This window comes from Roseofilum sp. Guam (assembly GCF_017746735.1).
Taxonomy (GTDB): Bacteria; Cyanobacteriota; Cyanobacteriia; order Cyanobacteriales; family Desertifilaceae; genus Roseofilum; species Roseofilum reptotaenium.
This window is the reverse complement of the sequence record NZ_JAGHZN010000019.1, coordinates 1-23,947: the sequence shown is the minus strand read 5'-3', so window position 1 is coordinate 23,947 and position 23,947 is coordinate 1. Positions and strand designations below refer to the sequence as shown.

The following is a 23,947-nucleotide window of genomic DNA, read 5'->3' as shown; positions in this document are numbered from 1 at the left end:
TGTTGCCAACAACAATTCTACTCCCTTTATTTGATAAACTACAGTTAAGAGGCTCAGGAGTGCCAACCCCATGATACAAGTTAAAGCTAAAGCGGCCCAATGTGCTAAAGCTGCCCTGGAAAGCTATCAATTTGAAATGAGTAGCCCTCAAGACTATGATTGTCTAATTAAGGTTCAATCCTGTGGGCTTTGTCACTCAGATATTCATATTATTGATAATGATTGGGACATATCTGATTATCCTGTGGTTCCAGGTCATGAAGTTATCGGAGAAGTCCAGGAAGTTGGATCTCAGGTCAAACACCTGAAAGTTGGCGATCGCGTCGGAGTCGGTTGGCAAAAAAGTGCCTGTCTCCAATGTCCGCAATGTCTCAAAGGTAACGAAAACCTCTGTAAAGAAAACGAGCCGCTCATTATTCCTGGCCCTGGTGGTTTTGCCAGCTACCTACTCACTGACTCTCGGTTTGCCTTCCCCATTCCCCAAGACATTGACCCCACCCATGCCGGGCCTCTACTCTGTGGTGGAATCACGGTATATTCTGGACTGCGTCATGCAGGCATGACCTCCGGACAGGAAATCGGTATTATTGGGGTTGGCGGTTTAGGCCACATGGCGGTTCAATTTGCTCACCGCTTAGGAAACCGAGTTACTGTTTTTACAACTTCTGAAGATAAAGCCGAATTTGCCAAAACCCTCGGAGCCGATGAGACCATTGTCGTGGGTCGTGGAGAAAGTCCACCCACGCCGAAAAATTACTTGAATATCCTCTTAAGTACCGCTCCAGCTAACCTAGATTGGGCGGCCTATGTTGAATACTTGGATGCGGATGGTACTTTATGCTTTGTGGGAGTTAGTGATGCACCTTTAACTCTACCTTTGTTCTCTCTCCTTTCCCAGCGTCGCCGAATTATGGCATCACCCATTGGTGGCCGAGCAATCATGAATGAAATGCTCAATGTTGCCGCTCAATACAAAATTGCGCCGATTATCGAGACCTATCCCCTAGAGGAGATTAATATAGCATTGGATCGAGTGCGATCGAATCAGGTACGCTATCGAGCAGTACTCACCATGGATTAAACTCAAACCATTTATAGCACTTCTCTCTTCTATGGAGTATAGCTTGAAGCCCTAGACCCTAAGCAATACAAGCTATTCCCTATTCCCTAGCGCGAAGCGCTATAGATGCTTCTTGCTATTAATAACACTGCGGATTATTTCCCATTCTTGATATATTCTTGAATCACTGGATTGAGAAACAATTGCCGCGTGTCTTCTTCCATCTCTAGAAAAAATCGCCGATGGAGTGATTGGATAATCTGGAATAATTCAACCGGAGAAAAGGGGTTAAGTTGTAAAAGTTGTGATAAGCTAACGGGTGCAGTGAGCGTCCCCAATTGACCTAGAATCGTTTGTTCGGGTTCGGTTAACTGCTGAAACTGTTGGTCGAGGTGTCCCTGCAAAGATTCAGATACAATCAGGGTTTCATAGGCTAAAAAGTCTGCGACTCGACCGGCAAATAGTTCTCGGATAGAGGTTGCGGTTAAGATTAACCATAGAGGATGACCCTGATAACGGTCAATCAGTTGTGGCCAAGATTCAGAATCGCATAAATGCTGTTCTTGTAAAAGCTCTTTCGCTGCATCGCCTAAACCGGGTAAGATGAGCGATCGCACCGCATCATTGGCTATTTCCCAACGCTCTATCTCCACCGGCTTTTCGGTCGAGAGTAAGATAACACAACTTTGGTGAGGAATTTCGGCAATCGCCTGCAAAAACGCCTCACTCCCCTTATCCCTGCACAAAAGATGCCCATCGTCAAGGATAATCGAGCAGCGAAACTGACGCAACTGGGTCAGCAGTTGGGAAATTTGGGTTTCCATACCCTCTGGAATTGGGCTATTAGGCGTGAAAATAGCTAGAATATTGGTTACTACAGCGCGGAGATCGGCATAAAAGCGCAAACTGCGATAGATGGAATATTGGAACTGGGTTTTATGGTTCTCCAGCCAATTTAAGGCTAACGTGGTTTTACCGATCCCACTGAAGCCGAGGAGGGCAAATAGGCGACAGTGTTTGGTGAGGAGGGTGCGATCGAGAACAGCCAATTCTTCCGTTCTTCCATAACAGTTTAACCGTTCTGGCGCATTTCCTAAATCTACATAAAGTTGACTTTGTTCTTGATTTTGGGAATGGTTATTTTTCTGATAATATTCTGGACAAATATTCAGATTGGTAACTGTTGCGTTAAAAATAGCTGAAGCCGAATAATGATTATTTACAATAGCGCGAAAATTAGCCTTACTAACCTCTTTTCCTAACCCTTCCGAGAGCAACTTCCACAACTCGGAACCCATATCGCGCACATGACCTTCACTGGTATAGATATGTTCTGCAATAGTTCCATAAGTTTCACCCCTTAGCGTTCCCTGCAGTATGGCTTTTTGCAGATAGTCCAGATGCTTACCCGTCTGAGCAAAAACCAGCTCATCAGCCAGTTTTAAGACTTCCATGATATCCATAAATCCCAGAAAGTACAAAGGCTGGAATTATTGTAGCCTATTTTTCCAACATTGCCGACACATCCGACCCAATTTCCTGGAAAAATACCCGATCCTTCCGACTAGATCGGGGTGTATGAATTATTTCATAATGGGACTGGAATTCAGTATTCTTGTTTGGTAGGTCATTGATTATGCTAGAAACCCTTTTATCCCTATGGTTGATCTTTGGTGCAAGCAGTCAGGATAATCCCATCTTATCAGAGTCAACCCAGCCTGTTGAACTGCAAACCCAAAATAAAGCTGAAAATAAGAACGGAGTCCGTTGGGATAAAGAAAGAAGAAGCTGCCAGAGCCTTGGAAATAATCGATACAAATGTGAAATAGACCTAACAGGAACGGCTATGAAAACTATCAATGAAGCTTACGCGCCCAAAGGAACAGAGAATATTAGCCGCCAGGGATGTCGTATCGGATTTACCAACAAGGATGTTTACGATCTTGATCCTATTCCTTTCGGGAGACGTTATCTATTTAGCCAGTTTTGTAGTGTGTTTTTTAGGCCAGACTATAGAGACGAGCATTTTTCTCTAAAACAATTTCAAAAAATTGATGGTAAGTGGTACAAATTTCGTCATTTTCATAGAGTTATTCTTGCCAATCAAGAAGAAAATCCCAATCAGTTTCTTTATTTTGCTACAGCTCACACTTATGAACCGGATGATTACAATTATACTAAATATAACCGAGCTATTGAGGTTTTCTTATTTACTATAGATAACCTGCGTGAGATCAAACCTGGCGTTGTCACAGATCAAGGCCGTCGTTTGCTGACTCTTCACGAGCCAGTCAGAATTAGTCGGACTATACCTTTCCTCAACGATCATCCACATGGTCTTGCACTTTGGCCGAAAAGGCTCAGAACTCTTGACGCTAAAAATGACTATAATTTTTCAGTTGGTCTTCCTGAAGACAGCTTTTTCTTACTGGCACTGGATTCATTATTGATAGCACGTGGCGCTCAACAAAATGACAACATGGAAATTATTGATATGAGTTTTGAGCCAGAGATTGATGAACATATTGACGATGGAATGGTAGTTTACAGATATGTCAAAAAATATATTTTGAGCGTTGAATTTATTAAACGATAACCCATTGTTCGAGATCGACTGTAGGGGCAGGTTCACCCAGGTTTAGGAATCCTCACTATTCGATTGGTCAACCTGCCCTATCCCCCTTTGCGTCGTGGTGGGGGGCGGGTTTAGGAGAGCGATCCCTTTTCTCTTAGATGTTGGTGAAACCCGCCCCTACAAAACCCGATTTTATTGTGTTCTATACCGATGAATTGATATCAACCGTAGGGGCAGGTTTACCCAGGTTTAGGACTCCCCACCATTCAATTAGTGAACCTGCCCCATCCCCCTTGGTATCCTGGCGGGGGGCTGGTTTATAGCACGTTCGACGATCGCTCAGAATGACGATCGCTATACAATACAGAAGTCAACTACCCCATTTCCGCATGAGTGAAACGGTTTACATCGAGACAAGTATTATCGGCTACTTAACCGCCAGGATAAGCAACAATCTTATTGTGATGGCAAGTGTAGAAGCGACTAGAGAATGGTGGGATACCCACCGGACTAAGTTTGAACTCTACATCTCACAAACGGTTTTAGATGAGGCAGGACGGGGAGATGCAGAAATGGCGAGTAGGCGAATCGAGATCTTGAATAACTTACCACTGCTTGAAGTTAATGAAGCGGTTCAAGATCTGGCGATAGAGTTTCTCTCAAAAAGTAATCTTCCCAGCAAAGCGGCTGACGATGCCCTGCATATTGCGATCGCTAAACATACTCCTGCGTTTTACTCGCCAGAGCGATCGGCAACATCCAATTACCGTAACAGCGATTAGAACCTTAATTCAGAACAGACATTATCTGTAAGTAACGCCCCAAAACTGTATTGAATGTTGGAAGGTTGCTATAAGACCCGCTAACAAAAATGGATTCGGCTTAACCGCGATCGAAGCTAATCAGTTTTTAACATTAATTGAAAGTATTTTTCCCATACTAAGCGATATTCCTGGACTCTATCCTGAATGGCGGAGGCTTTTCATAACCTATGGTGTATGTGGAGTTCAAGTACACGATGCTTGTGTAGTAGCTGCAATGAACATTAACAATATTACCCATATTCTAACCTTTAATACTACCGATTTTACTCGATACGTTAGCGAAGGAATTGTAGCTGTAGATCCGACAACCGTAGCATAGAATTATATCGACCGTAGGGGCAGGTTGACCCAGATTATAGGAATCCCCACCATTCGATTGGTGAACCTGCCCCATCCCCGCTTGGCATCTAGGAAGTTGAATGATCGCCCTTTGCCCCCTGACAATCAAATCCCCCAGCCATTTGCCTATAGCATTGGATCGAGGGAGATCGAAATCATATACGATATCAAGCAGTACTCAGAATAGATTACACTGAAACCATCTAGATCCTTGTTACTGTCCCTGCTTAACTCTGAACTCATTGCTAGGGGTTCTCATTATGTCTCAGACCGCAACTAATCAAATTAATCGGGAAACCAACGTCGAGCTAGATGTTGAGCTTCGCAAAGTCTTTAAGGTGTTTGGCTCAGAAACGGCTGTCCGAGGCGTAAACTTGAACATTCAGTCTGGTGAATTCTTCAGTATCCTCGGGCCCTCTGGGTGTGGAAAAACCACGACGTTAAGGCTCATTGCTGGCTTTGAAGTGCCCTCTGCTGGAGAATTGTTGCTTCAAGGGCAGTCCGTGAACCACGTTCCCCCTTACCGTCGTCCAGTTAATACCGTCTTCCAAAGTTATGCCCTATTCGGGCATATGAATGTTTGGGATAACATTGCCTTTGGACTGCGGCTGAAAAAGCTCACTAAAGCCCAGATTGAAGACCGAGTAAAGGAAGCGCTACGCTTGGTGAAAATGGAGGCGTTTGCCCATCGCTTGCCGAAACAAATGTCAGGGGGACAACAACAGCGGGTTGCCCTGGCTAGAGCGTTGGTTAATCGACCGGCAGTTTTATTATTGGATGAACCCTTGGGAGCGTTGGATCTGAAGTTACGCAAAGAGATGCAGGTGGAATTGTCGAATTTGCATCAAGAGTTAGGGCTGACGTTTGTGATGGTAACCCACGATCAAGAAGAGGCGCTTTCGCTTTCCGAGCGCATTGCCATCATGCGTGAGGGCAAAATTGAACAAATTGGCTCTCCAAGTGAAATTTATAATCTTCCCGCTACTCCGTTTGTAGCTGATTTTATTGGCGATACCAATTTATTCAAAGGTCGGAGCGCATCGAGTCAGGGGGGAACAGTTGAGGTACAAACGGATAAGGGGTTGAAGATTTGGGCGGCTTCAGATCTTAACGGTAGCACGGGAGTCGGAGATCGCCTAGTGGTCAGCGTGCGACCGGAGAAAATTCACCTCAGCGTGAGTCCCCCAGAGGGCGATCGCAATTGTTTTCAAGGCCGCATTAAGCATACGATGTTTATGGGAACCCATATTCAATGTGTGGTGGAATTGGTTTCTGGAGACCAAATTACCGTCTCCCAACCCGTTCGCGAAGGAGCTGCTTATTCTGAAGCTTTATCGAATCCCGAAACTCCTCTCTATGCCCATTGGCAGAGTTCAGATTGTTTGGCTCTCCATGAATAAAACTATCTACAATTTTATGGAACGAAGGGTTGCCCATGAGTCAACAGGATAAGCTCAATCGTCTTTTACACTCTCGCTCTCTTAACCGTCGCCGCTTCTTGCAGGGGACAACAGCCGCCTTAGCCGGTTTAGGATTATCGTCCTGTGGTTGGACGTTAGCTGATGTGCAAACTCGCACAGTGGAAAGAGGAGACAGTAATCGGCTCTATATTTTTACTTGGGCAGGCTATACCGATGACGATTTGCTGGCTCAGTTTGAGCAGCAAACCGGGATTCAGGTAATCGCGGATGTGTTTGATTCTAATGAGGCGATGCTGGCTAAAATTTTAGCTGGTGGTGGTGGGGCATATAGTATCATTTATCCCTCGGATTATATGGTGCTAAAAATGGTGGAGGATGATTTATTAACTCCCCTGGATCTCGGTCGCATTGAAGGATTAAATCAGCTTTTTGAAAATTATCAGAATCCGCCCTATGACCCTGGAAACGGTCATAGTATCCCCGTTAGTTGGGGAACAACGGGGTTAATTTATAATCGCCAAGCCTTAAATGGAGAACCGGAAAATTGGGAATATTTATGGCAGAATCAATCGCAATTGAGTCGCCAAGTGACGATGCTCAATGATGTCCGGGAAGTGATGGGAGCCACCTTAAAACACTTGGGCTATTCTCTGAATTCCCAAGATGCCCAGGAAATTGAAGAAGCCTATGAAGCGTTAGTGGAACTCAAACCGGCGATCGCCTCATTTACCTCCGATGCTTGGCGACCCCAGATTTTAACCGGCGATCTGAAAATTGCCATGGGTTATTCCGTGGATGCCAGTGAAATTATGGAAGAGGATGAAAACTTAGGTTATGTGATCCCTAAAAATGGCTCTTCTCTATGGACCGATACCTTAGTGATTCCCAAAACTGCCCCCAATCCTGATGGAGCCTATGCTTGGATTAATTTTATGCTGCAACCAACGGTCGCTGCCGAAATTACCAAGCGTCTCAGTTTTGCCACCGCGAATCGAATCGCCTACGAACAATTACCGGAAGAAATTCAACAGGATGCCACCCTGTTCCCACCTCCAGAGGTTTTGGCTAACTGTGAAAGTGTTTCACCCGTCAAAGAGGATATTGCCCAACTCTATGACCGCTATTGGACTCGATTAACCAGTAGTTAAACCAGAAAACGGGTTTTTCCCCATTCCCTATTCCCCATTCCCCATTACCGCGCGAAGCACTTATGTCTTCCCCACCCCCAATTGTTCCTTCTGAATCCAACTCAACTGAAATGCCGACTCCTAAACGCCGTTGGTCAACTTTGATTGGCCCCAGTGTTCTCCTAGGGCCTGCTGGTTTGTGGCTCTTGATGCTCTTAGTGCTACCCACTCTGGTGATTTTTGAGTTAAGTTTAGTACCCAATATTCGACCTGGGGATGTGGTGAATCCTTCCGGGTTGGAGAATTATTTGCGGGTGTTTGAACCGGTTTATCTGCAAGTGATTGGGCGATCGCTCTTTTTTGCGATCGGCACAACTATTATTTGTCTACTCTTGGGTTTTCCCGTTGCCTATTGGATCGCCCTCAACGCCCCCAAACGCTGGCAAAACCTAATTCTCTTGGGCTTTGTCCTTCCCCTCTGGACTTCTTCCTTACTGCGCTCCTACGCCTGGATTACCATTCTCCGCCGTACAGGGGTATTTAATAGTATTATCACCAGTGTTGGCCTGCCCCCCTTAACCATTCTCAATGAATGGCCAGCCGTTCTCATTGGCATGAGTTATAGCTTTTTGCCCTACATGGTCTTAATTCTCTATGCCGCACTAGAAAAGCTCGACAAACGGTTATTAGAAGCTTCCGCCGATTTGGGCGCAACCCCCATAGAAGGATTCTGGAAAATTACTGTGCCCCAAACCTTTCAAGGGATTGCAGCCGGAAGTTTATTGGTTTTTATTAGTAGTTTGGGCGATTTTGTCAATCCGGAACTGCTCGGAGGCGCATCCAGTATGACCGCTGCTCGCTTGATTTACAATCAGTTTCTGGGGGCGACTCAGAATTGGGGCTTTGGCTCCGCGCTAAGTATGGTGGTGATTTTAGCTGTGAGTGTGGCGATCGCCCTTTTAATCAAATATGGAGACCCCACCCCCCAAGCCTAGAGATGGGGAAATAGCCGATTTTGGCGTGGTTGGAGCGCTAGGTGTAGACTCGGACACCGGGTTTCTTCCCTGGTTCTCGACCCTATCCCAAGTTTTTGTAGGAAACCCGGTTTCTTGGCACATTCGCGATCGCCGCCTTAGAAACCGGGTTTCTTGCACGTTCGTGCGAAGCACTATAGTCAATTCGATTAAGGTTGAGACACTAGCATTTATCTATAACGTCGGTATCTGTAGGGGCGTTCATGTCGCGAAGCGAAACGGCCGTTCACCCCTACAATTATGTCTCACTGTTAACCGAATCGACTATATATCACCGTTTAAGCCGACTTCAGATCACAGTAGACTGTGATTAACATCATATTGACAAATATAGCAAGACTTTGTTACATTAGTTTACAAGATAAGAAACAAAAGTTCACACAAAGGAGAACATCATGGTTAACTTAGTTATTCTTTCCTTACTCTTCATCGCTGGTTGGGTCGCTGTTTCCGTTATCGGAACTCAAGCCTACTTCATGGGAGAACAAACCAAATCTATCCACGAACGTAATTGGAATTCCGACGGCTTCAACAGCATCGCCAAATCCGTAACCGGTAAAGAAACCGACTACACCAACCGCATCCCTGGATATAGCCTAGATACCTATGGCAGCAACAGCCTGGCACGCTAATTATCCGAGTCGCGTGAGTACCTTTGCTGCCCGTACTCACCTCCATTCCCTCACGCTAACTCCCGAAAAGGAGTTAGCCTTTTTTATGCCCATTCCCAGTAGGGGAATACGGAGACACCGGGATACCAGGACACGCAGATACAGAGAACTCCCTATTCCCTATTGCCCATTCCCCATTCCCTATCCCCCATTCCCATTCCCCATTCCCCAACTTCGTGTTTGAATAAAAGCAGAGATAATAAACTTTTGTGAACCCAGGAGTGAATATGTACATCGTGCAGATCGCCTCTGAATGCGCTCCAGTCATCAAAGCTGGAGGTTTAGGGGATGTCGTTTATGGACTGAGTCGAGAATTGGAACTTCGAGGGATCGGTGTAGAAATCATCCTCCCCAAATACGACTGTATGCGCTACGACCAAATTTGGGGTTTGCACGAAGCCTATCACGATCTGAAAGTTCCTTGGTATGGAGCTGCCATTTCCTGCGATGTCATGTGTGGTTGGGTTCATGGACGCTTATGTTTCTTCATCGATCCCCACTCAGATGACCTCTTCTTCAATCGCGGCTGCTACTATGGTTGCAAAGACGATAACATGCGCTTTGCCTTCTTCTCCAAAGCCGCTCTAGAATTCCTCCTCAGAACCAACAAGCGTCCCGATATCATCCATTGTCATGACTGGCAAACCGGTTTGGTACCCGTCCTGCTCTATGAAATGTATCAATATCATGGCATGGACAATCAACGAGTTTGCTATACCATCCACAACTTTAAGCACCAAGGCATTGGTGGGGTAGATACACTTTGGGCAACAGGACTCAATCGAGAGTCCCATTATTTTGACTACGATCGCCTCCAAGATAATTTTAATCCCTTTGCCCTTAACATGATGAAAGGGGGTATCGTCTATTCTAATTTTGTTAACACCGTTTCCCCTCACCATGCCTGGGAAGCTCGCCATTCCGATATCAGCTATGGCTTAGGACATACCCTAGAATTGCACAACTATAAATTTGGTGGGGTTCTCAACGGGATTGACTATGATGTATGGAATCCAGAAGTCGATCGCTTTATCCCCTATCGTTACACAGCGAAAACCATCAACAACAAAGCCAAGAATAAGAAAGCCTTGCGAGAGCAGCTTTGGTTAGCCCATGATGATAACAAACCACTCATTGCCTTTATCGGTCGCCTAGACGATCAAAAAGGAGTGCATCTAGTTCACCATGCCATCTATTATGCCCTGCATCGGGGAGCGCAATTTGTCTTACTTGGATCGGCAACAGAGCAAGGGATTAATGACTGGTTCTGGCATGAAAAGCTATTTTTGAACGAAAATGCAAATTGCCATTTAGAGCTGGGCTTTAACGAAGAATTATCCCACTTAATCTATGCAGGTGCAGATATGATTGTCGTTCCCAGTAACTACGAACCCTGTGGCTTAACCCAGATGATTGGTTTGGAATATGGCACTGTGCCCATTGTGCGTGGGGTAGGAGGCTTACAAAATACCGTATTCGACCGGGATTACGATACGGAAAAACCGCTAGAAGAGCGAAATGGTTATGTATTCTATCAAACAGACTATGAAGCCCTCGAATCAGCCATGGATAGAGCGATCGGTTTATGGTATGAGTATCCCAAAGAATTTCAAAAATTAGTTCTTCAGGGTATGGCCTACGATTATTCTTGGAAAAATCCCGGCAGTCAATATCTAGGACTCTACGACTATATCCGTCACAAATAGTTGAGCCGGAGTAAAACGAGGTGAGTAGTAGGAGCAAAATTTTTTTGCCCCTACTAATCCCTACGATAATAGTCCATGAATAGCCAACCAAATACAAGGCGGTTCCCTACTGGTATAACTGACTCGATGGCGTTGATGAGCAGGAATAAATACCCAATCTCCAGGACATAAATGGACAATAGAATTATCCTCATACATCAGTTGTGCCTTCCCTTGTAGCAACACCACCCATTCATCTTGTTCTTGGTCATACCATTGCCCTTCTGGGGTAGTTTGTCCCGTAGAAATAATCCGTTCAATTAATAGATTTTCACTCTGGTGCAGAGATTCAAACTGTTCAGTATTAGGTAAGGGATGGGGTAACTGAAAAAGGTTATTCATCATCATCAATACTCATTTTACAGGGTCAAAAAAATTCGAGAACACTATTTATGGACGATGCAAGGAAAAGGTAAAAACGGTTTTTTCCTATTCCCTATTCCCTATTCCCTATTCCCTCGTCCTTTGACAACCAGCTTACAGCCTTAACTGATGACGAATGCCCATTGCCCATTCATGGTATCATAAGGCAACTTAATCCCTAGACTTAGTAACTCCTAAATCATGTCCACTCGTAACCGTTCTAACCGCCCCATTCTACTGGGTATTGTTGGTGATAGCGCTGCTGGTAAAACCACTTTAACCAAAGGAATCGCTCAAGCTCTTGGAGAAGACACTGTTACCGTTATTTGTACAGATGACTACCACCGATATGACCGTAAACAACGGGCAGAAATGGGCATCTCTGCACTGCACCCCGATTGTAACTATCTCGATATTATTCAACAACATCTAGGGCTATTGCGAACCGGTCAACCCATCCTCAAACCCATTTATAATCACCATACTGGGATGTTCGATCCTCCCGAATATATCGAACCCAAACGATTCGTAATTGTTGAAGGACTCTTGGGGTATTCCACCCGCATTGCCAGAGACAGCTTTGATGTTAAAGTATACCTTGCTCCTCCAGAGGAGATACGCGGTCAATGGAAAGTTAAGCGCGATACGCGCAAACGCGGATATACAGAAGAGCAAGTGATTGAACAATTACGCAAACGGGAACCTGACTCAGAGCAATTTATCCGTCCGCAACGCCAATGGTCAGATATTGTCGTTAGTTTCTATCCCCCAGAAGATCGTACCGAAGAAAATGACCTATTATTAAATGTGCGTTTAGTGATGCGCCCCACTATTCCCCATCCTGATTTTACCGGTATTTTAGAACCCAGCCGATCGCACCTGAGTTCTGCTATTCGTCTCGAATTAGACCGGGACATGAATAAACCCGTTGATGTCTTAGAAGTAGATGGTCATGCCAACAGCGAACAAGTCAAAGAACTGGAAAAAATCCTCTGTCATGATGTGCCTTATTTAGGCAAATTCTGTAGTTTAGAAGGCAATGAAGAAATTGGTAAGTTGGTGGGCACAACTGGCGAAATTCTGCAAAGTTACCCCTTAGCACTCACCCAACTATTGATTACTTATCATATGTTGAAAGCCGCCCATGTTGGTGAGTGAATTTCCATAATGCTCCCTTAAATAAGGGGTCCCCAGCCCCTTGTCTCCCATTTCCACTGCACAGAAAATGGGATAATTCCTTTTGATTTCCCCCTATCTCTCTCTAAATTTTGAATTGAAATGACCTACAGCATTCGGATGCTGGATCTGCCCACTAGCGAACGCCCGCGAGAGCGCCTCATTGAGCAGGGAGCCAGTCATTTGACTACAGCAGAATTAATTGCGATTTTATTAGCAACTGGGCAAGGAAAAGGCAAATTATCAGCCATGGGATTAGGGCAACATCTGTTACAAGAGTTAAGCGAAAGTCAGCGCAACGCCCTAGAAGTTCTGCGTGATATTAGTCCTCAAGAATTAACTAAAATTCATGGTATTGGCCCAGCTAAAGCAACAACTATTTTAGCAGCGATAGAGTTAGGAAAACGGGTGTTTGAATGTCGCCCGGTTAAGCGAGAAATTAATAGTCCTGATGAAGCTGCGGCAGCCTTAAGTCATGAGTTGATGTGGCAAAATCAAGAAAAATTTGCGGTTTTATCCTTAGATGTTAAAAACCAAGTTTTAGCCACTAAAGTTATTACTATTGGTACAGCGACGGAAACCTTGGCTCATCCGAGGGAAATTTTTCGGGAAGTAATTCGTCAAGGAGCTAGTCGTTTGATTATTGCCCATAATCATCCCACAGGAAGCACAGAACCGAGTGAGGAAGATATTGAGCTAACCAAACAGTTATTGCAGGCGGCTCAGTTATTGGGTATTCCGTTGTTAGACCACCTGATTTTAGGTCAGGGTTCCCATCAGAGTTTGCGGCAAACTACGGATTTATGGGATGATTATCAAGAGTTTGGTTAAGCTTTATAATGTTAGCATTACCTATCCTACTGAATATATAATTCTAAACTCAATTAATTATGCTACAAATTCCGCAACAAATCGCCCAAGAATTAGAGTTGAATCTCTCTCAAGTTGAGAATGTCCTGCAACTGCTGCAAGAAGGGGCAACGATTCCTTTTATTGCTCGCTATCGAAAAGAACGAACGGGATCGCTTGATGAAGTACAGTTGCGAGAAATTGCCGATCGCTCCGTTTATCTGTCGGAGCTGGAAGCACGGAAAAAGACAATTTTAGAGTCGATTGAGAGCCAGGGAAAACTGACAGAGGATCTCAAGGGAAAAATCGAAAACTGTCAGCAAAAAACGGAACTCGAAGACCTTTATTTGCCCTATAAACCGAAACGCAGGACTCGCGCGACTATTGCGAAAGAAAAGGGACTCGAACCCCTGGCACAACTGCTGCAAGATTTGAATACGTCTCAAGGCTCGGTCTCGTCTTTGGAAGAATTAGCCCAACCCTATTTAAACTCAGAAAAAGGGGTGGAAACTGTAGAAGATGCGCTCAAAGGAGCGAGTGATATTATTGCGGAACAAATTGCGGAAACGGCTGTTTTACGGACGCAAGTGCGGGAGCAAATGATTAAAACGGGGGCATTTGTTTCCCAAATTAAGAAGGATTATCCGGAGGGAACGACAAAATATGAGATGTATCGCAATTATAGCGCTCCAGTGAGTAAAATGGCGGCCCATAATTTGTTGGCTCTGTTTCGGGGAGAAGAGGAAAAGGTTTTAAAGCTGGATCTTGATGGCGATCGCGATAAAATCCTAGAGAACTTAGAAAGTCAGATTCTGCGTACCCGCAACCGGGCATTGCGTCCCTGGTTTCAGGAGGCGATTGAAGATAGCTTTAATCGGTTGATGAAGCCGTCTCTAACGTCGGATATTCGTGCTGAGTGTAAATTGGCAGCCGATATTGAATCTATCCAAACGTTTGAAACGAACTTGCGCGAACTGTTACTCTCTCCTCCGGCTGGAATGAAACCGACATTGGCAATTGATCCAGGATTTCGTACGGGATGTAAGGTAGCCGTATTGGACGAAACGGCGAAGTTTTTGGAGTATCAGGCGATTTTTCCCCACCAGGGAGAGCGCCAAAAGCAGGAAGCCGCCAAGGTTATGATCCGGCTCATCGAGAAATATAACATAGAGTTGATTGCGATCGGCAATGGTACAGCGTCTCGCGAAACCGATCAATTTGTAATAGATGTGCTGAAGACTTTAGAGCGCAAACCGATTAAGGTAATGGTAAATGAATCAGGTGCTTCGATTTATTCAGCCAGCGATTTGGCGCGAGAAGAATTTCCTGATTTAGATGTGACGGTTCGTGGTGCAATTAGTATTGGTCGGCGGTTGCAAGATCCGTTGGCGGAATTGGTGAAACTTGATCCCAAATCGATTGGGGTGGGGCAATATCAGCATGATGTCAATCAGAAACTGCTCAAAAAACAGTTGGATGAAACCGTAGAGAGTTGCGTGAATTATGTGGGTGTCGATTTGAATACAGCTTCGATACAACTGTTGTCTTTTGTGTCGGGAATTACGCCAACTATTGCCAAGAATGTGGTCAAGTTCCGCGACGAAAATGGAGCGTTTAAAAACCGTCGCCAGTTGCTGAAAGTGCCGAAGTTAGGGCCAAAAGCGTTTGAGCAAGCGGCAGGTTTTCTGCGAATTCGAGAGGGAGATAATCCATTAGACAATACGGCGGTGCATCCAGAAAGTTATGGCATTGTGCAACAGATGGTGAAGGATCTGAAGTTGCCATTGGCGCAAATTAGTGAAATTGCGGATCGGGTCGGTAAAATTGATTTACAAAAGTATAGGACGGAGGCGATCGGATTACCCACACTCAAAGACATTATTAATGAGCTTCAAAAGCCCGGTCGCGACCCCAGAGCCAAATTTGAATACGCAACCTTTAGGGAGGGCATCAACGAGATTACAGACCTGAAAGAGGGAATGATTTTGGAGGGGGTGGTATCTAATGTGGTCAACTTTGGGGCGTTTGTGGATATCGGAGTACACCAGGATGGGTTAATTCATATTTCCCAAATGGCGGATCATTTTGTTAGCGATCCGAAGGATATTGTCAAGGTAGGACAAGTAGTGAAGGTGAGGGTTTTGGAGGTGAATGAGCAGTTGAAACGGATTGGTTTGTCTTTGAGGGTTTAATGCCAACTTTAAACCAAATAGCTCTATTAAGGGTCTGCTTGATGAACATTCATGAAATTTCGTCTAACGCAGAAAAATTCATGGGTATGCCAATTGAAGGTGAGCTGGAAATTTTCGACCGATGATGTCATATCATTTCTCTGTAACAATGCGCTTAAGAATTATTGTCACAACCTAAGTTTTACTTAATAGCTGTCATCTTTTATTAAGCGCAACTTCATGGAGAAATTGTATCAGAGTTTAACTCAAACATTTTTATCCGGTTTTTGAAACTCCCTAATACCCAATGATGAGCGCCGTCTATTAATGGCGGAGCCAATGCGATCGCCTTAGAAGCTGTTTTTTAACTGTCTATTTTTAGCGATCGCTTGTCTTAGCCAGAGTCAGCTTTAGCGAGCTATTCTAATGCACCACTATGGCTTTAACTAATCACCACTGCCCATTAGCCCTTACTCAATTTCAATAGATGTGGGCGAATTACTTGATGCTGGAGTAGATTTAGATTGACGGATGCTAGAGTAGAGGCGATCGCGCCATTCAAAAAAGGGTTGATAGGATGGATTATCGGCTAATCCTGGAATCCCTTTACCTTGTAGCGATTCAGGGATATTCAGGTAATTGCCTTCAGGGAACTTAATTAAAATACTGAGTCCAGCCACCGCTAAATCAGCCAGAGTGGGCCGATCGCACACCAAATAAGGATGATCCACTAAAATTAGACTCAGTGCCTCTAAATCCTGTTTTAAGCTATCCTGTGCCGCCTGAATTTCTTCTGGACTTGCCCCAACTCCATAGCCTAAAACCTGAAATAATTCCTTCGGAACCGCTCCTACCAAGGTTTTGACAAAATCAGGAATAGGATTGGGTAAAACGGCAGTGCGGAAACTTTGGTCTTGACTCAATCCACCATATAGAGCCTTGCGACTTTTGACTCCAATAGACTCATCTGCCCATTCTTCCATCATTAAGCATAAACCGCGCTGCCGGGGTTCGGTGGGAATAATCGGCTTTTCTGGGTATTGGCGATCCAAATATTGGGCGATCGCTGTAGAATCAGAAATCACCGTACTTCCGTCTTTGAGTACTGGTACCTGCCGTTGTCCAGAAATCTTCAACACTTCCAGTTGTCCCACCCCTGGAGTGACTTCAATCGTACGATACTCCAATTCCTTGTAATCAAGAATCAGTCTAACTTTCTCAGAAAATTGGGAAAATTCAAATTGGTATAGCTCTAACATGATTCCAACAAACGCAAGTCTTAAAGCTTACCCTATCACGATCCGCCTTCAGAAAAAGTCATTTATAGCGCAAAGCGCTAGGGAATAGGGAATAGGGAATAGGTTTTTGGTACATAGCTTTGAGGATTCAACACCGTTCCTCATATACAGCGCTTTGCGCGGTAAAAGGGAAAGGCGATAGATCGATTGCCAGCAGGACGTGTGGTTCGGCTACCAGGAACCTAGCAGGAGGACAAATAGTGTGCGATCGCTCGGGGACGGTTTTATTCCCCAAATTAAATACCATAGAACAGGGTTCTACTACATTAGAATTCCTATATGTGGCAAGCATTTAAGGATTTGATATGTTGACGTTGATGCATAATGGTCTCAAAGATCTGCTTTTACTTGGAGATTATGCTCCAGGAAAAAAAATTGGGTTTGTTTCGCTCGAAACACCTTTACCCCAGGGATTGAAGAAATTTACCCAATCGATGAATTATCAGGTGGGACTCCAGTTGCGCCGGGAGTATCGCCATATTGCCATGGGGACTCGTGCTCTACAATTTCCGAAAGAGGTGGATACGATCTTTGTTTTTGAACTCTATAATCAGCATCTCTCGATTCTGCTTCCCTTACTCGCACTGCAAGCTCTACAGGGGAAAGAGGTGTTGATTAGTTTGCATGGGAATCAGCAGTTTGCGATGTCGAGTCGGATCAAAAACCTAGGGTTGATGTATCTTAGGACTTATCTAAACCTGTTCAAAAACTTGAAGGTGGTTACGCTAGAACTTGATGATAGTGTGATTCCAGAAGCGTACCGATTACCTCCAGATTCGATGTTTGTGATTCCCCATCCGATTATGAGTGAGGTGGAACCGAAACTGAAGCCAGGGGAAAGGATACCCGCAGATCGGCGGATTAAAATTGGGGTGGTAGGGATGATTCGTCCGGATAAACCAATCGCCAAATTGGTTCAACAGCTTACCCTCTATACGGCTACTCATCCCAACTGCGAACTGGTTATCGGTACACCCTTAAGCGCTAAACCCAAGGAGCTAGAGAATATAAACGCGACTCTGCGGGATACGACGAAGGAAGAAGACTATTTAAAGGTCTTACAGGAAATCGACATCCTGGTGATTCATTATGACCGCGATCGCTATTATTATCGTACCAGTGGCGTAATCAGCGATGCTGCTTCCTGCGGATGCTATATTATTGCCTCCAATTATCCCGTAATCGAGCACCAGGTCAAGTGGCCAACTCCCATTGGTGAAACCTTTGAGAATTTTGAGCAGATTCCTGAACTAATTGATCGGGCAATTCTCCATCTGTACGAATATGGACAAGATAATCATTGGCAATGGCGAAAACAACGTAATGCTGAGGCGATCGCCAAAATCCTCTTTCCGGAAGTTCTCTCACCCTCCCCATGATAAAGATCTTCAATTGATACGATGAACACAGATGAGTCAAGATGATCGGGAATTGGAGAAAGAACTCCAGTTTCTAACTCTTGGTTTAATGCGAACAATATTAATTTAAATTCTAACATGAATCCTCAACCCCGCAAACGCTTTGCCCAACATTGGCTTAACAGTGAAGCCATTCTACATAAAATTATTCAAGCATCGGATTTAGAAGCCACAGATAGAGTATTAGAAATTGGCCCAGGAACCGGTATTTTAACTCGTCAATTAATTTCCCATGCACAAGCTGTTGTTTCTGTGGAAATTGACCGGGATCTGTGTAAAAAGCTGATCAAAAAATTAGGAGACTCTCAAAATTTTATGCTCTTACAAGGGGATATCCTTTCCTTAGAGTTAGAAGCTCTCCTTTCCACCTATCCCTTGTTTCAAAACCCTAATAAAGTAGTAGCTAATATTCCCTACAATATTACCGGCCCGATTTTAGAAAAACTCTTGGGAAAAATTGCTTCTCCAGTTCCCAAAACCTACGAGAGTATTGTCCTCTTGGTACAAAAAGAAGTAGCCGATCGCCTAGTAGCAAGACCGAGTACCAAAGCCTTTGGGGCCTTATCAGTTCGCGTGCAATATTTAGCTCATTGTGAACTCATTTGTCCTGTCCCAGCAAAAGCCTTTTATCCCCCTCCTAAAGTTGAATCTGCCGTGATTCGCTTAACTCCCAGAACTCTGGAAAAACTGGCCTTCAACCCCCGTCATTTAGAACAAATTGTAACTCTTGGCTTTTCCTCGAAACGAAAAATGTTACACAATAATCTCAAATCGAGGATTGAGAGCAATCGCCTGACTCCCATTCTAGAACAACTTGACATTAACCCTCAAGCTCGCGCTGAAGATCTGAGCCTGGAAAATTGGGTTAATCTGAGTAATGTCTTACAAGAGAGTTCCTTATAAACGACAATTGAGTTGTTCAAAGATCGGCTTTAATAATAGCTCAGGATCATCCTTGAAAAACATATGACCGCCCTCAAACAGGTTTAATTTAAATTTTCCTGAAGTATGCTGATTCCATTGCTCAAACTGTTCTGGCGTAGCTACAGTATCATTCATGCCCCCAAACATCGAGATCGGCAAATCCAATGGTGGCTCTAATTGATACTGATATTGTTCATTGACGGTTAAATCTGAACGAAAAATGGGTAAAAACAACTCCATTAAATCTGAGTTTTGTAGAACCCCCTCCGGTGTCCCTCCATATTCACGCAATGCTTCAATCAAACTAGAATCTGGTTGGGAACACAGATGATTCTCTATCGGAATATGTGCGGCACGGCGACCACACATAAATAAATGCTCCGGTAAAACCGAACCTTGGCGACGCAGTTCACGGGTGAGTTCAAACGCAATTAAGGCTCCCAAACTATGACCAAAAAATGTGAATTTACCTAACTCTAAATGAGGAATAATAGCTTTGGCAAGGGACTTAATTAATGGATCTAATTGAGTGAAACAAGGTTCTTTTAAGCGATGTTCTCGCCCTGGCAATTGAATCGCTAGAATTTCAATTGCCGACGAGCTATAGGTTAACCAAGGACGAAATAAAAAAGCGCCTGCTCCTGCGGGAGGAAAACAAAACAGACGTAACGGAGCATCAAATCGCTTAGGAGCAGAAATAACCCAGGGGGTTGATGGATGAGAGATGACCATACAATAAACTCAGATTGAACAACCACAGGCCGATCGGCGATCGGACAACCCAATCTATATCGATCTCGTTGAATTGTACCGTAGAATACCCGATCTAACGGATAAACCTTTGTTTCTTGTGATGTCTTCCCTTCCCTAGATTCTCTGAACTCCTTTAAGATAGAGAGATAGTCCTCAGTGCTTCCCAGTAAGCATTAGATCAGAAAATCAATGGGTTACAGTAATGGCAGATAGCAATAGGACAAACCCTGAAGAGAGCGCGATTCTCAGTTACAAAACCAGCAAAATCCTGGTGGTTGATGATGTACCTGAAAACCTGCGCTTGCTGAAAACTCTACTGAAAAATGAAGGATATGATGTACGATTCGCCCCTAATGCTAAATTCGCCTTAGCGAGTCTCACTCAATTTGTCCCGGATTTAATTCTCCTGGATATCATGATGCCAGAAATGGACGGATATACTCTCTGTGAACAATTAAAACGTAATCCCGAAACCCAAAAAATACCTGTTATTTTTTTGACCGCCTTAAATGAAGGAGCAGATAAAGTAAAAGGGTTTGAAGTAGGAGCAGTAGATTATATTACTAAACCATTTCAGGGTGAAGAGGTCTTGGCGCGAGTAGCCCATCACTTAAAGTTAACTCAGTTAAACCTCGAACTTCAAGAAAAAAACCAAATTTTACTCCAGAAAAACCATCAACTCCAAGAAGCAGAGCGAGAAACGCGACTCTTGTTAGAAGTCACTCAATATTTAACCCAAGCCTCTACCTGGGAAAAGGCCATTACCCAAATCATCAAAAGTATTTGCGATCGCATTTTCTGGGATTATGGAGAAGCCTGGTTACCCCAGGAGGACACCCAAACCTTATCCTATCTTCCCAATCCCTTCGCTACTCATCCGACGCTTAAACCCTTTTGTCAACTCAGTTCTACCTTAGAGTTCCAAGCCGGAGAAGGGTTACCTGGAAAAATCTGGCAGAATCAGACTCTAGAATGGATTCAAGATATTACTCAAGCCCCTGAAGAATTATATACGCGGCAATCCTTAGCCCTTCAAATTGGCTTAAAATGCGCCTTTGGTATGCCCATTTTAGTCAACCAAAAGGTGATGGCAGTTCTAGTGTTTTACCAAAGTCAAATCACCCCTTGTCAACTAAATATCGTTGCCCTCGTTCAGGCGATCGCCAGCCAAATCAGTTTCCTGATCCAACGTAAACAAAGTGAACTGCAACTTCAACAGCAAGCCCAAGATCTCGCCCAAGCGCTTCACCAACTGAAAACTACTCAAATCCAACTGATCCAAAGTGAAAAAATGTCTAGCCTAGGGCAACTCGTGGCTGGAATATCCCATGAAATCAACAACCCAGTAAACTTTATTGCGGGCAACATCGACCACCTAGAAAGCTACATCCACGATCTGATTCAAGTGTATTATGCTTATCAACAATCCTATCCTGTACCTTCTTCTTCCTTAACTGAACTCATTGCCGATCTAGAACTCGACTTTACCCTAACTGACTTACCCAATGTCATCCTGTCTATGAAAAGCGGAACCGAAAGAATCACCAAAATTGTTAACTCATTACGTCGGTTCGCCCATTTAGATGAATCTCAACTCAAAACCGTAGACATTCATGATGAAATTGAAAGTGTACTTACAATCTTAAATAATCGCCTCAAACTCCAGTCTTCTCCAGACATGAGTCCAGTTAATATCTCCGAAATCCAAGTCGAACGAGATTATGGTCAATTGCCCAAACTCGACTGCTTTGCGGGAGACCTCAATCAAGCCTTTATGCAAATCCTGATGAACGGTATTGATGCCCTACAGGAAAGATATCACGGGGAAAAAGAACAGCCTAATTTTCCCTATAGTCTGGCAATTAAAACCCAATGGATTCAGGATTTATCTCAAGTCCAAATCCAGATTAGTGACAATGGAATGGGGATTCCAGCAAATATTAAACCTCGCATTTTTGATCCCTTCTTTACCACTAAACCCGTCGGTAAGGGAACTGGGATGGGAATGGCCATCAGCTATCAAATTATTGTCGAAAAACATGGGGGTAGCCTTAAATGCCTAGATACTCCAGGCCACACTACCTTCGCGATCGCTCTTCCTCAACGGCCCAAAAAACAGTAACTTAGGCTGTGGGAAGTTTGGTAGATACTGCTTCTCTCTTCTAGAGGAGTACACCTTGAAGCCTTAGACCCTAATCAATACAAGCTATTTCCTATTCCCTAGCGCGAAGCCCTCTATGACCTGATTTTAGAGTTATGCGATTCACCTAGCCTAGCGCCTAGCGCTATACTATGGGACTGAGTCAAAAACTAGATCAAACCCTATGGATTGGCAATTATTGAGTTTAAGTTTTGCAGCCGTATTCTTGTCCGAGTTAGGAGATAAAAGCCAGGTTGCGGCGATCGCCCTCAGTGGCACATCCCGCTCTCCCCGCGCTGTCTTTCTGGGCACAGCGACCGCTCTATTATTAGCCAGCTTTCTTGGGGTAATGGTCGGTGAAGGAACCGCCGCTATTTTACCGACCAAGCTATTAAAGGCGATCGCCGCCCTCGGATTCGCTATCATGGCCGTACGTTTACTCTGGCCCCAAGAAGATATCCCTCAAGACTTTGATTCCGATTAGAGTCTCCCCTTAAACAATCATCTCCAAAGACGGATTCGGCTGATGTTCCACCCGGAATACATTCGCGTATAAATTAGCAATCACTTGCTTCCCTTCTTGAGTTAACTCCAGATAACCCAGTCCCTCCTTAATATAGGGAAACACTCCATGCCAATAAAACTTAGGATAATTATTGCGTAAATCCTCTGGATGACGATACTTGAGAGCCTTAGCCGCTCCCGTTTCCAAAAACTCATAATAGAGAGCGCTAATTTTTTGCAAATATCGAGGATCGCTCAATTGGCCAATCAAATCCGCTGCCCGAATTAATCCCGGATAATCACTGGTCGTTTGATGGTCGCTATCATTGGGAACCGGAAAGCGAGTCAACTCAATATTGCGCTTAATTACATCCGCATCAATTAACTTATGACCGCCAAACCGTTCCTCAATAAACAACTTTCCCCGGTCTACATGATAGGGGGTCATACTGGCATCTGAAGCCCCTGGAGGTAAAGAAACCATCGCCCCATCCTTACCCGTCGCATAAAGACCTTCTTGATCTTGGCGGCAAACCCCACGCACATAGCCAATATCGTGACAGAGCAGAGAAATAATAAAATGTAACCAATCTTCGCAAGACACCCCGCCTTCTCGGATATGTCGTCCTCGAATGACCTCTTGACCAACCAAGGTCACTAAAATCGTGTGTTCTACATTATGGTATAGCGCATCACTATTAGCGATATTTTCCAAGGCCATATTAGCTGCCCAACCAATAATATCTTCATAGTCATGTTTCCAGCCGCCGTAGGTACGACGATATCCTTCTTGAACTTGCTCAACAAAATGGTTAATGAGAATTTCTGTAGTGTTTAACATGATGTCCCTGGCTAGACCGTTCTGGAACCTTGATCAATAAACTTGGTGTCGTTTCTTTATTGTAGATGCTAACAGATGTCCTCTGGATAAATTTGGCCGTTTAGCGGTAGCTGGGGTTATAATTGGGTTAAGTGTTCATGATCTGTTTCTTGAATCACGCACGGGGCTGTAATGGTTTCGACGGGATAGTGAAAGCTGTTCTGTGATGCAAGCCGAGAGTGAGTCCCCTCTCGTAAATCAAGGCTCAAACTAAATGTAACTGCGAACAACATCGTTCCTTTCGCTCGTAAGGCTGCTGCTGTAGCCTAAATCTAGCCTCAAACAGGCGCGAGCCATCATAGTCCGACTCCGTTAAGGTCTATGGTGAAACCCCAACGGATGCTCCCTAAAACAGCTTCTAGTCAATTGAAGGGCTAAGACTTTACTAGAAATCCCCACCATTCGGGGTCAAGAATGGTTCCTGCCCAGAGGATTGAGATGGGATAAGCTTGTGAATGAACAGAGAGTAATAGCTATTGCGGACGGCAGTTCGATTCTGCCCAGCTCCATTAACAATTAACTCCTAAAAGCCTTGCTGGACAGAGTCTCCCAGCCGTCCGCAATAGCTTGGAAGGCTATGCTCTGCCTAAAATCTGCCTAAAACCACCATAGCACCTCCAAAAGTAAGGGGCAAGAAATAGGTTAAATGAGTTAGATAGTAATTAGAGTTTTCTA

Annotated in this window: 22 protein-coding genes and 1 other RNA gene; 18 read left to right on the top strand and 5 right to left on the bottom strand. The window is 44.3% G+C overall.

What is annotated here, in order from left to right; genetic code table 11:
- Positions 1 to 70: 70 nt before the first annotated feature.
- The gene (locus J7529_RS09105) at positions 71 to 1,081 is read left to right on the top strand and encodes an NAD(P)-dependent alcohol dehydrogenase (RefSeq protein WP_318728716.1); all 1,011 of its coding nucleotides are present in this window, start codon (positions 71 to 73) and stop codon (positions 1,079 to 1,081) included.
- A gap of 134 nt (positions 1,082 to 1,215) precedes the next feature.
- Here J7529_RS09105 and J7529_RS09100 read toward each other — a convergent pair whose 3' ends face one another.
- Positions 1,216 to 2,523 (bottom strand): hypothetical protein, encoded by a 1,308-nt coding sequence (locus J7529_RS09100; RefSeq protein WP_318728715.1) that lies wholly within the window; start codon positions 2,521 to 2,523, stop codon positions 1,216 to 1,218.
- A gap of 173 nt (positions 2,524 to 2,696) precedes the next feature.
- Between J7529_RS09100 and J7529_RS09095 the strand changes: the two genes are divergently transcribed.
- The 9 genes from J7529_RS09095 to glgA all read left to right on the top strand — a co-directional run bounded on the left by J7529_RS09095 (position 2,697) and on the right by glgA (position 10,757).
- Positions 2,697 to 3,656 (top strand): hypothetical protein, encoded by a 960-nt coding sequence (locus J7529_RS09095; protein WP_318728714.1) that lies wholly within the window; start codon positions 2,697 to 2,699, stop codon positions 3,654 to 3,656.
- A gap of 368 nt (positions 3,657 to 4,024) precedes the next feature.
- Entirely contained in the window at positions 4,025 to 4,417 is a 393-nt protein-coding gene (locus J7529_RS09090; RefSeq protein ID WP_413038857.1) for a type II toxin-antitoxin system VapC family toxin, read from the top strand.
- A gap of 641 nt (positions 4,418 to 5,058) precedes the next feature.
- Entirely contained in the window at positions 5,059 to 6,198 is a 1,140-nt protein-coding gene (locus J7529_RS09085) for an ABC transporter ATP-binding protein (protein WP_271944686.1), read from the top strand.
- A gap of 35 nt (positions 6,199 to 6,233) precedes the next feature.
- Positions 6,234 to 7,367: an ABC transporter substrate-binding protein gene (locus J7529_RS09080; RefSeq protein WP_318728712.1), complete on the top strand. Its 1,134-nt coding sequence runs from the start codon at positions 6,234 to 6,236 to the stop codon at positions 7,365 to 7,367.
- Positions 7,368 to 7,477: 110 nt separating this feature from the next.
- Positions 7,478 to 8,341, top strand: coding sequence for an ABC transporter permease (locus J7529_RS09075; protein WP_413038856.1), 864 nt, complete (start codon positions 7,478 to 7,480; stop codon positions 8,339 to 8,341).
- Positions 8,316 to 8,690 (top strand): hypothetical protein, encoded by a 375-nt coding sequence (locus J7529_RS09070; protein ID WP_318728710.1) that lies wholly within the window; start codon positions 8,316 to 8,318, stop codon positions 8,688 to 8,690. The genes J7529_RS09075 and J7529_RS09070 overlap by 26 nt, the downstream gene beginning before the upstream one ends.
- A gap of 85 nt (positions 8,691 to 8,775) precedes the next feature.
- On the top strand, positions 8,776 to 9,012 hold the full coding sequence (locus J7529_RS09065) for a photosystem II protein, Psb35-related (RefSeq protein WP_271944689.1): 237 nt from the start codon (positions 8,776 to 8,778) through the stop codon (positions 9,010 to 9,012).
- A complete protein-coding gene (locus J7529_RS09060; RefSeq protein WP_271944690.1) occupies positions 8,987 to 9,235 on the top strand; it encodes a hypothetical protein in 249 nt (82 codons plus the stop codon). The genes J7529_RS09065 and J7529_RS09060 overlap by 26 nt, the downstream gene beginning before the upstream one ends.
- 43 nt (positions 9,236 to 9,278) lie before the next feature.
- On the top strand, positions 9,279 to 10,757 hold the full coding sequence (glgA, locus tag J7529_RS09055; RefSeq protein ID WP_271944692.1) for a glycogen synthase GlgA: 1,479 nt from the start codon (positions 9,279 to 9,281) through the stop codon (positions 10,755 to 10,757).
- Between the two features lie 60 nt (positions 10,758 to 10,817).
- On the opposite strand, the gene J7529_RS09050 is transcribed toward glgA, so the two are convergent.
- Positions 10,818 to 11,138, bottom strand: coding sequence for a cupin domain-containing protein (locus tag J7529_RS09050; RefSeq protein ID WP_413038855.1), 321 nt, complete (start codon positions 11,136 to 11,138; stop codon positions 10,818 to 10,820).
- A gap of 222 nt (positions 11,139 to 11,360) precedes the next feature.
- On the opposite strand from J7529_RS09050, the gene J7529_RS09045 reads away from it, so the two are divergent.
- From J7529_RS09045 to J7529_RS09035, 3 genes are all read left to right on the top strand, one after another.
- On the top strand, positions 11,361 to 12,317 hold the full coding sequence (locus tag J7529_RS09045) for a phosphoribulokinase (protein ID WP_271944694.1): 957 nt from the start codon (positions 11,361 to 11,363) through the stop codon (positions 12,315 to 12,317).
- 120 nt (positions 12,318 to 12,437) lie between these two features.
- Entirely contained in the window at positions 12,438 to 13,166 is a 729-nt protein-coding gene (gene radC, locus J7529_RS09040) for a RadC family protein (protein WP_271944696.1), read from the top strand.
- Between the two features lie 59 nt (positions 13,167 to 13,225).
- Entirely contained in the window at positions 13,226 to 15,376 is a 2,151-nt protein-coding gene (locus J7529_RS09035; RefSeq protein ID WP_318728708.1) for a Tex family protein, read from the top strand.
- A 449-nt stretch (positions 15,377 to 15,825) separates the two neighbouring features.
- Here the strand turns inward: J7529_RS09035 and J7529_RS09030 are convergent, their stop codons facing one another.
- Positions 15,826 to 16,614, bottom strand: a complete 789-nt coding sequence (locus J7529_RS09030) for a glutathione S-transferase family protein (RefSeq protein ID WP_271944699.1) — start codon at positions 16,612 to 16,614, stop codon at positions 15,826 to 15,828.
- Positions 16,615 to 16,958: 344 nt separating this feature from the next.
- Here J7529_RS09030 and J7529_RS09025 point away from each other — a divergent pair, with 344 nt between their 5' ends.
- Positions 16,959 to 18,032 carry a hypothetical protein gene (locus tag J7529_RS09025; protein ID WP_318728707.1) on the top strand — a complete coding sequence of 358 codons (1,074 nt, stop codon included), beginning with the start codon at positions 16,959 to 16,961 and terminating at the stop codon, positions 18,030 to 18,032.
- A 117-nt stretch (positions 18,033 to 18,149) separates the two neighbouring features.
- Positions 18,150 to 18,974 carry a 16S rRNA (adenine(1518)-N(6)/adenine(1519)-N(6))-dimethyltransferase RsmA gene (rsmA, locus tag J7529_RS09020; RefSeq protein WP_318728706.1) on the top strand — a complete coding sequence of 275 codons (825 nt, stop codon included), beginning with the start codon at positions 18,150 to 18,152 and terminating at the stop codon, positions 18,972 to 18,974.
- Here the strand turns inward: rsmA and J7529_RS09015 are convergent.
- On the bottom strand, positions 18,969 to 19,727 hold the full coding sequence (locus J7529_RS09015; protein ID WP_318728705.1) for a thioesterase II family protein: 759 nt from the start codon (positions 19,725 to 19,727) through the stop codon (positions 18,969 to 18,971). The genes rsmA and J7529_RS09015 overlap by 6 nt on opposite strands.
- 223 nt (positions 19,728 to 19,950) lie before the next feature.
- Between J7529_RS09015 and J7529_RS09010 the strand changes: the two genes are divergently transcribed.
- Both J7529_RS09010 and J7529_RS09005 read left to right on the top strand, forming a co-directional pair.
- Positions 19,951 to 21,870 carry a response regulator gene (locus tag J7529_RS09010; RefSeq protein ID WP_318728704.1) on the top strand — a complete coding sequence of 640 codons (1,920 nt, stop codon included), beginning with the start codon at positions 19,951 to 19,953 and terminating at the stop codon, positions 21,868 to 21,870.
- Between the two features lie 202 nt (positions 21,871 to 22,072).
- Complete coding sequence (locus J7529_RS09005) at positions 22,073 to 22,372, top strand: TMEM165/GDT1 family protein (protein WP_271944709.1); 300 nt, start codon at positions 22,073 to 22,075, stop codon at positions 22,370 to 22,372.
- A gap of 9 nt (positions 22,373 to 22,381) precedes the next feature.
- Here J7529_RS09005 and J7529_RS09000 read toward each other — a convergent pair whose 3' ends face one another.
- On the bottom strand, positions 22,382 to 23,233 hold the full coding sequence (locus J7529_RS09000) for an Npun_R2479 family HD domain-containing metalloprotein (protein WP_271944711.1): 852 nt from the start codon (positions 23,231 to 23,233) through the stop codon (positions 22,382 to 22,384).
- 162 nt (positions 23,234 to 23,395) lie between these two features.
- Between J7529_RS09000 and ssrA the strand changes: the two genes are divergently transcribed.
- Positions 23,396 to 23,784: a transfer-messenger RNA gene (gene ssrA / locus J7529_RS08995) on the top strand.
- Positions 23,785 to 23,947: the final 163 nt, after the last annotated feature.

Bases quoted from the DNA above. Each gene is read 5' to 3' on its own strand.
- J7529_RS09105 (WP_318728716.1), top strand. From the start codon at position 71: ATGATACAAGTTAAAGCTAAAGCGGCCCAATGTGCTAAAGCTGCCCTG.
- J7529_RS09100 (WP_318728715.1), bottom strand. From the start codon at position 2,523: ATGGATATCATGGAAGTCTTAAAACTGGCTGATGAGCTGGTTTTTGCT.
- J7529_RS09095 (WP_318728714.1), top strand. From the start codon at position 2,697: ATGCTAGAAACCCTTTTATCCCTATGGTTGATCTTTGGTGCAAGCAGT.
- J7529_RS09090 (WP_413038857.1), top strand. From the start codon at position 4,025: ATGAGTGAAACGGTTTACATCGAGACAAGTATTATCGGCTACTTAACC.
- J7529_RS09085 (WP_271944686.1), top strand. From the start codon at position 5,059: ATGTCTCAGACCGCAACTAATCAAATTAATCGGGAAACCAACGTCGAG.
- J7529_RS09080 (WP_318728712.1), top strand. From the start codon at position 6,234: ATGAGTCAACAGGATAAGCTCAATCGTCTTTTACACTCTCGCTCTCTT.
- J7529_RS09075 (WP_413038856.1), top strand. From the start codon at position 7,478: ATGCCGACTCCTAAACGCCGTTGGTCAACTTTGATTGGCCCCAGTGTT.
- J7529_RS09070 (WP_318728710.1), top strand. From the start codon at position 8,316: ATGGAGACCCCACCCCCCAAGCCTAGAGATGGGGAAATAGCCGATTTT.
- J7529_RS09065 (WP_271944689.1), top strand. From the start codon at position 8,776: ATGGTTAACTTAGTTATTCTTTCCTTACTCTTCATCGCTGGTTGGGTC.
- J7529_RS09060 (WP_271944690.1), top strand. From the start codon at position 8,987: ATGGCAGCAACAGCCTGGCACGCTAATTATCCGAGTCGCGTGAGTACC.
- glgA (WP_271944692.1), top strand. From the start codon at position 9,279: ATGTACATCGTGCAGATCGCCTCTGAATGCGCTCCAGTCATCAAAGCT.
- J7529_RS09050 (WP_413038855.1), bottom strand. From the start codon at position 11,138: ATGAATAACCTTTTTCAGTTACCCCATCCCTTACCTAATACTGAACAG.
- J7529_RS09045 (WP_271944694.1), top strand. From the start codon at position 11,361: ATGTCCACTCGTAACCGTTCTAACCGCCCCATTCTACTGGGTATTGTT.
- radC (WP_271944696.1), top strand. From the start codon at position 12,438: ATGACCTACAGCATTCGGATGCTGGATCTGCCCACTAGCGAACGCCCG.
- J7529_RS09035 (WP_318728708.1), top strand. From the start codon at position 13,226: ATGCTACAAATTCCGCAACAAATCGCCCAAGAATTAGAGTTGAATCTC.
- J7529_RS09030 (WP_271944699.1), bottom strand. From the start codon at position 16,614: ATGTTAGAGCTATACCAATTTGAATTTTCCCAATTTTCTGAGAAAGTT.
- J7529_RS09025 (WP_318728707.1), top strand. From the start codon at position 16,959: ATGTTGACGTTGATGCATAATGGTCTCAAAGATCTGCTTTTACTTGGA.
- rsmA (WP_318728706.1), top strand. From the start codon at position 18,150: ATGAATCCTCAACCCCGCAAACGCTTTGCCCAACATTGGCTTAACAGT.
- J7529_RS09015 (WP_318728705.1), bottom strand. From the start codon at position 19,727: ATGGTCATCTCTCATCCATCAACCCCCTGGGTTATTTCTGCTCCTAAG.
- J7529_RS09010 (WP_318728704.1), top strand. From the start codon at position 19,951: ATGGCAGATAGCAATAGGACAAACCCTGAAGAGAGCGCGATTCTCAGT.
- J7529_RS09005 (WP_271944709.1), top strand. From the start codon at position 22,073: ATGGATTGGCAATTATTGAGTTTAAGTTTTGCAGCCGTATTCTTGTCC.
- J7529_RS09000 (WP_271944711.1), bottom strand. From the start codon at position 23,233: ATGTTAAACACTACAGAAATTCTCATTAACCATTTTGTTGAGCAAGTT.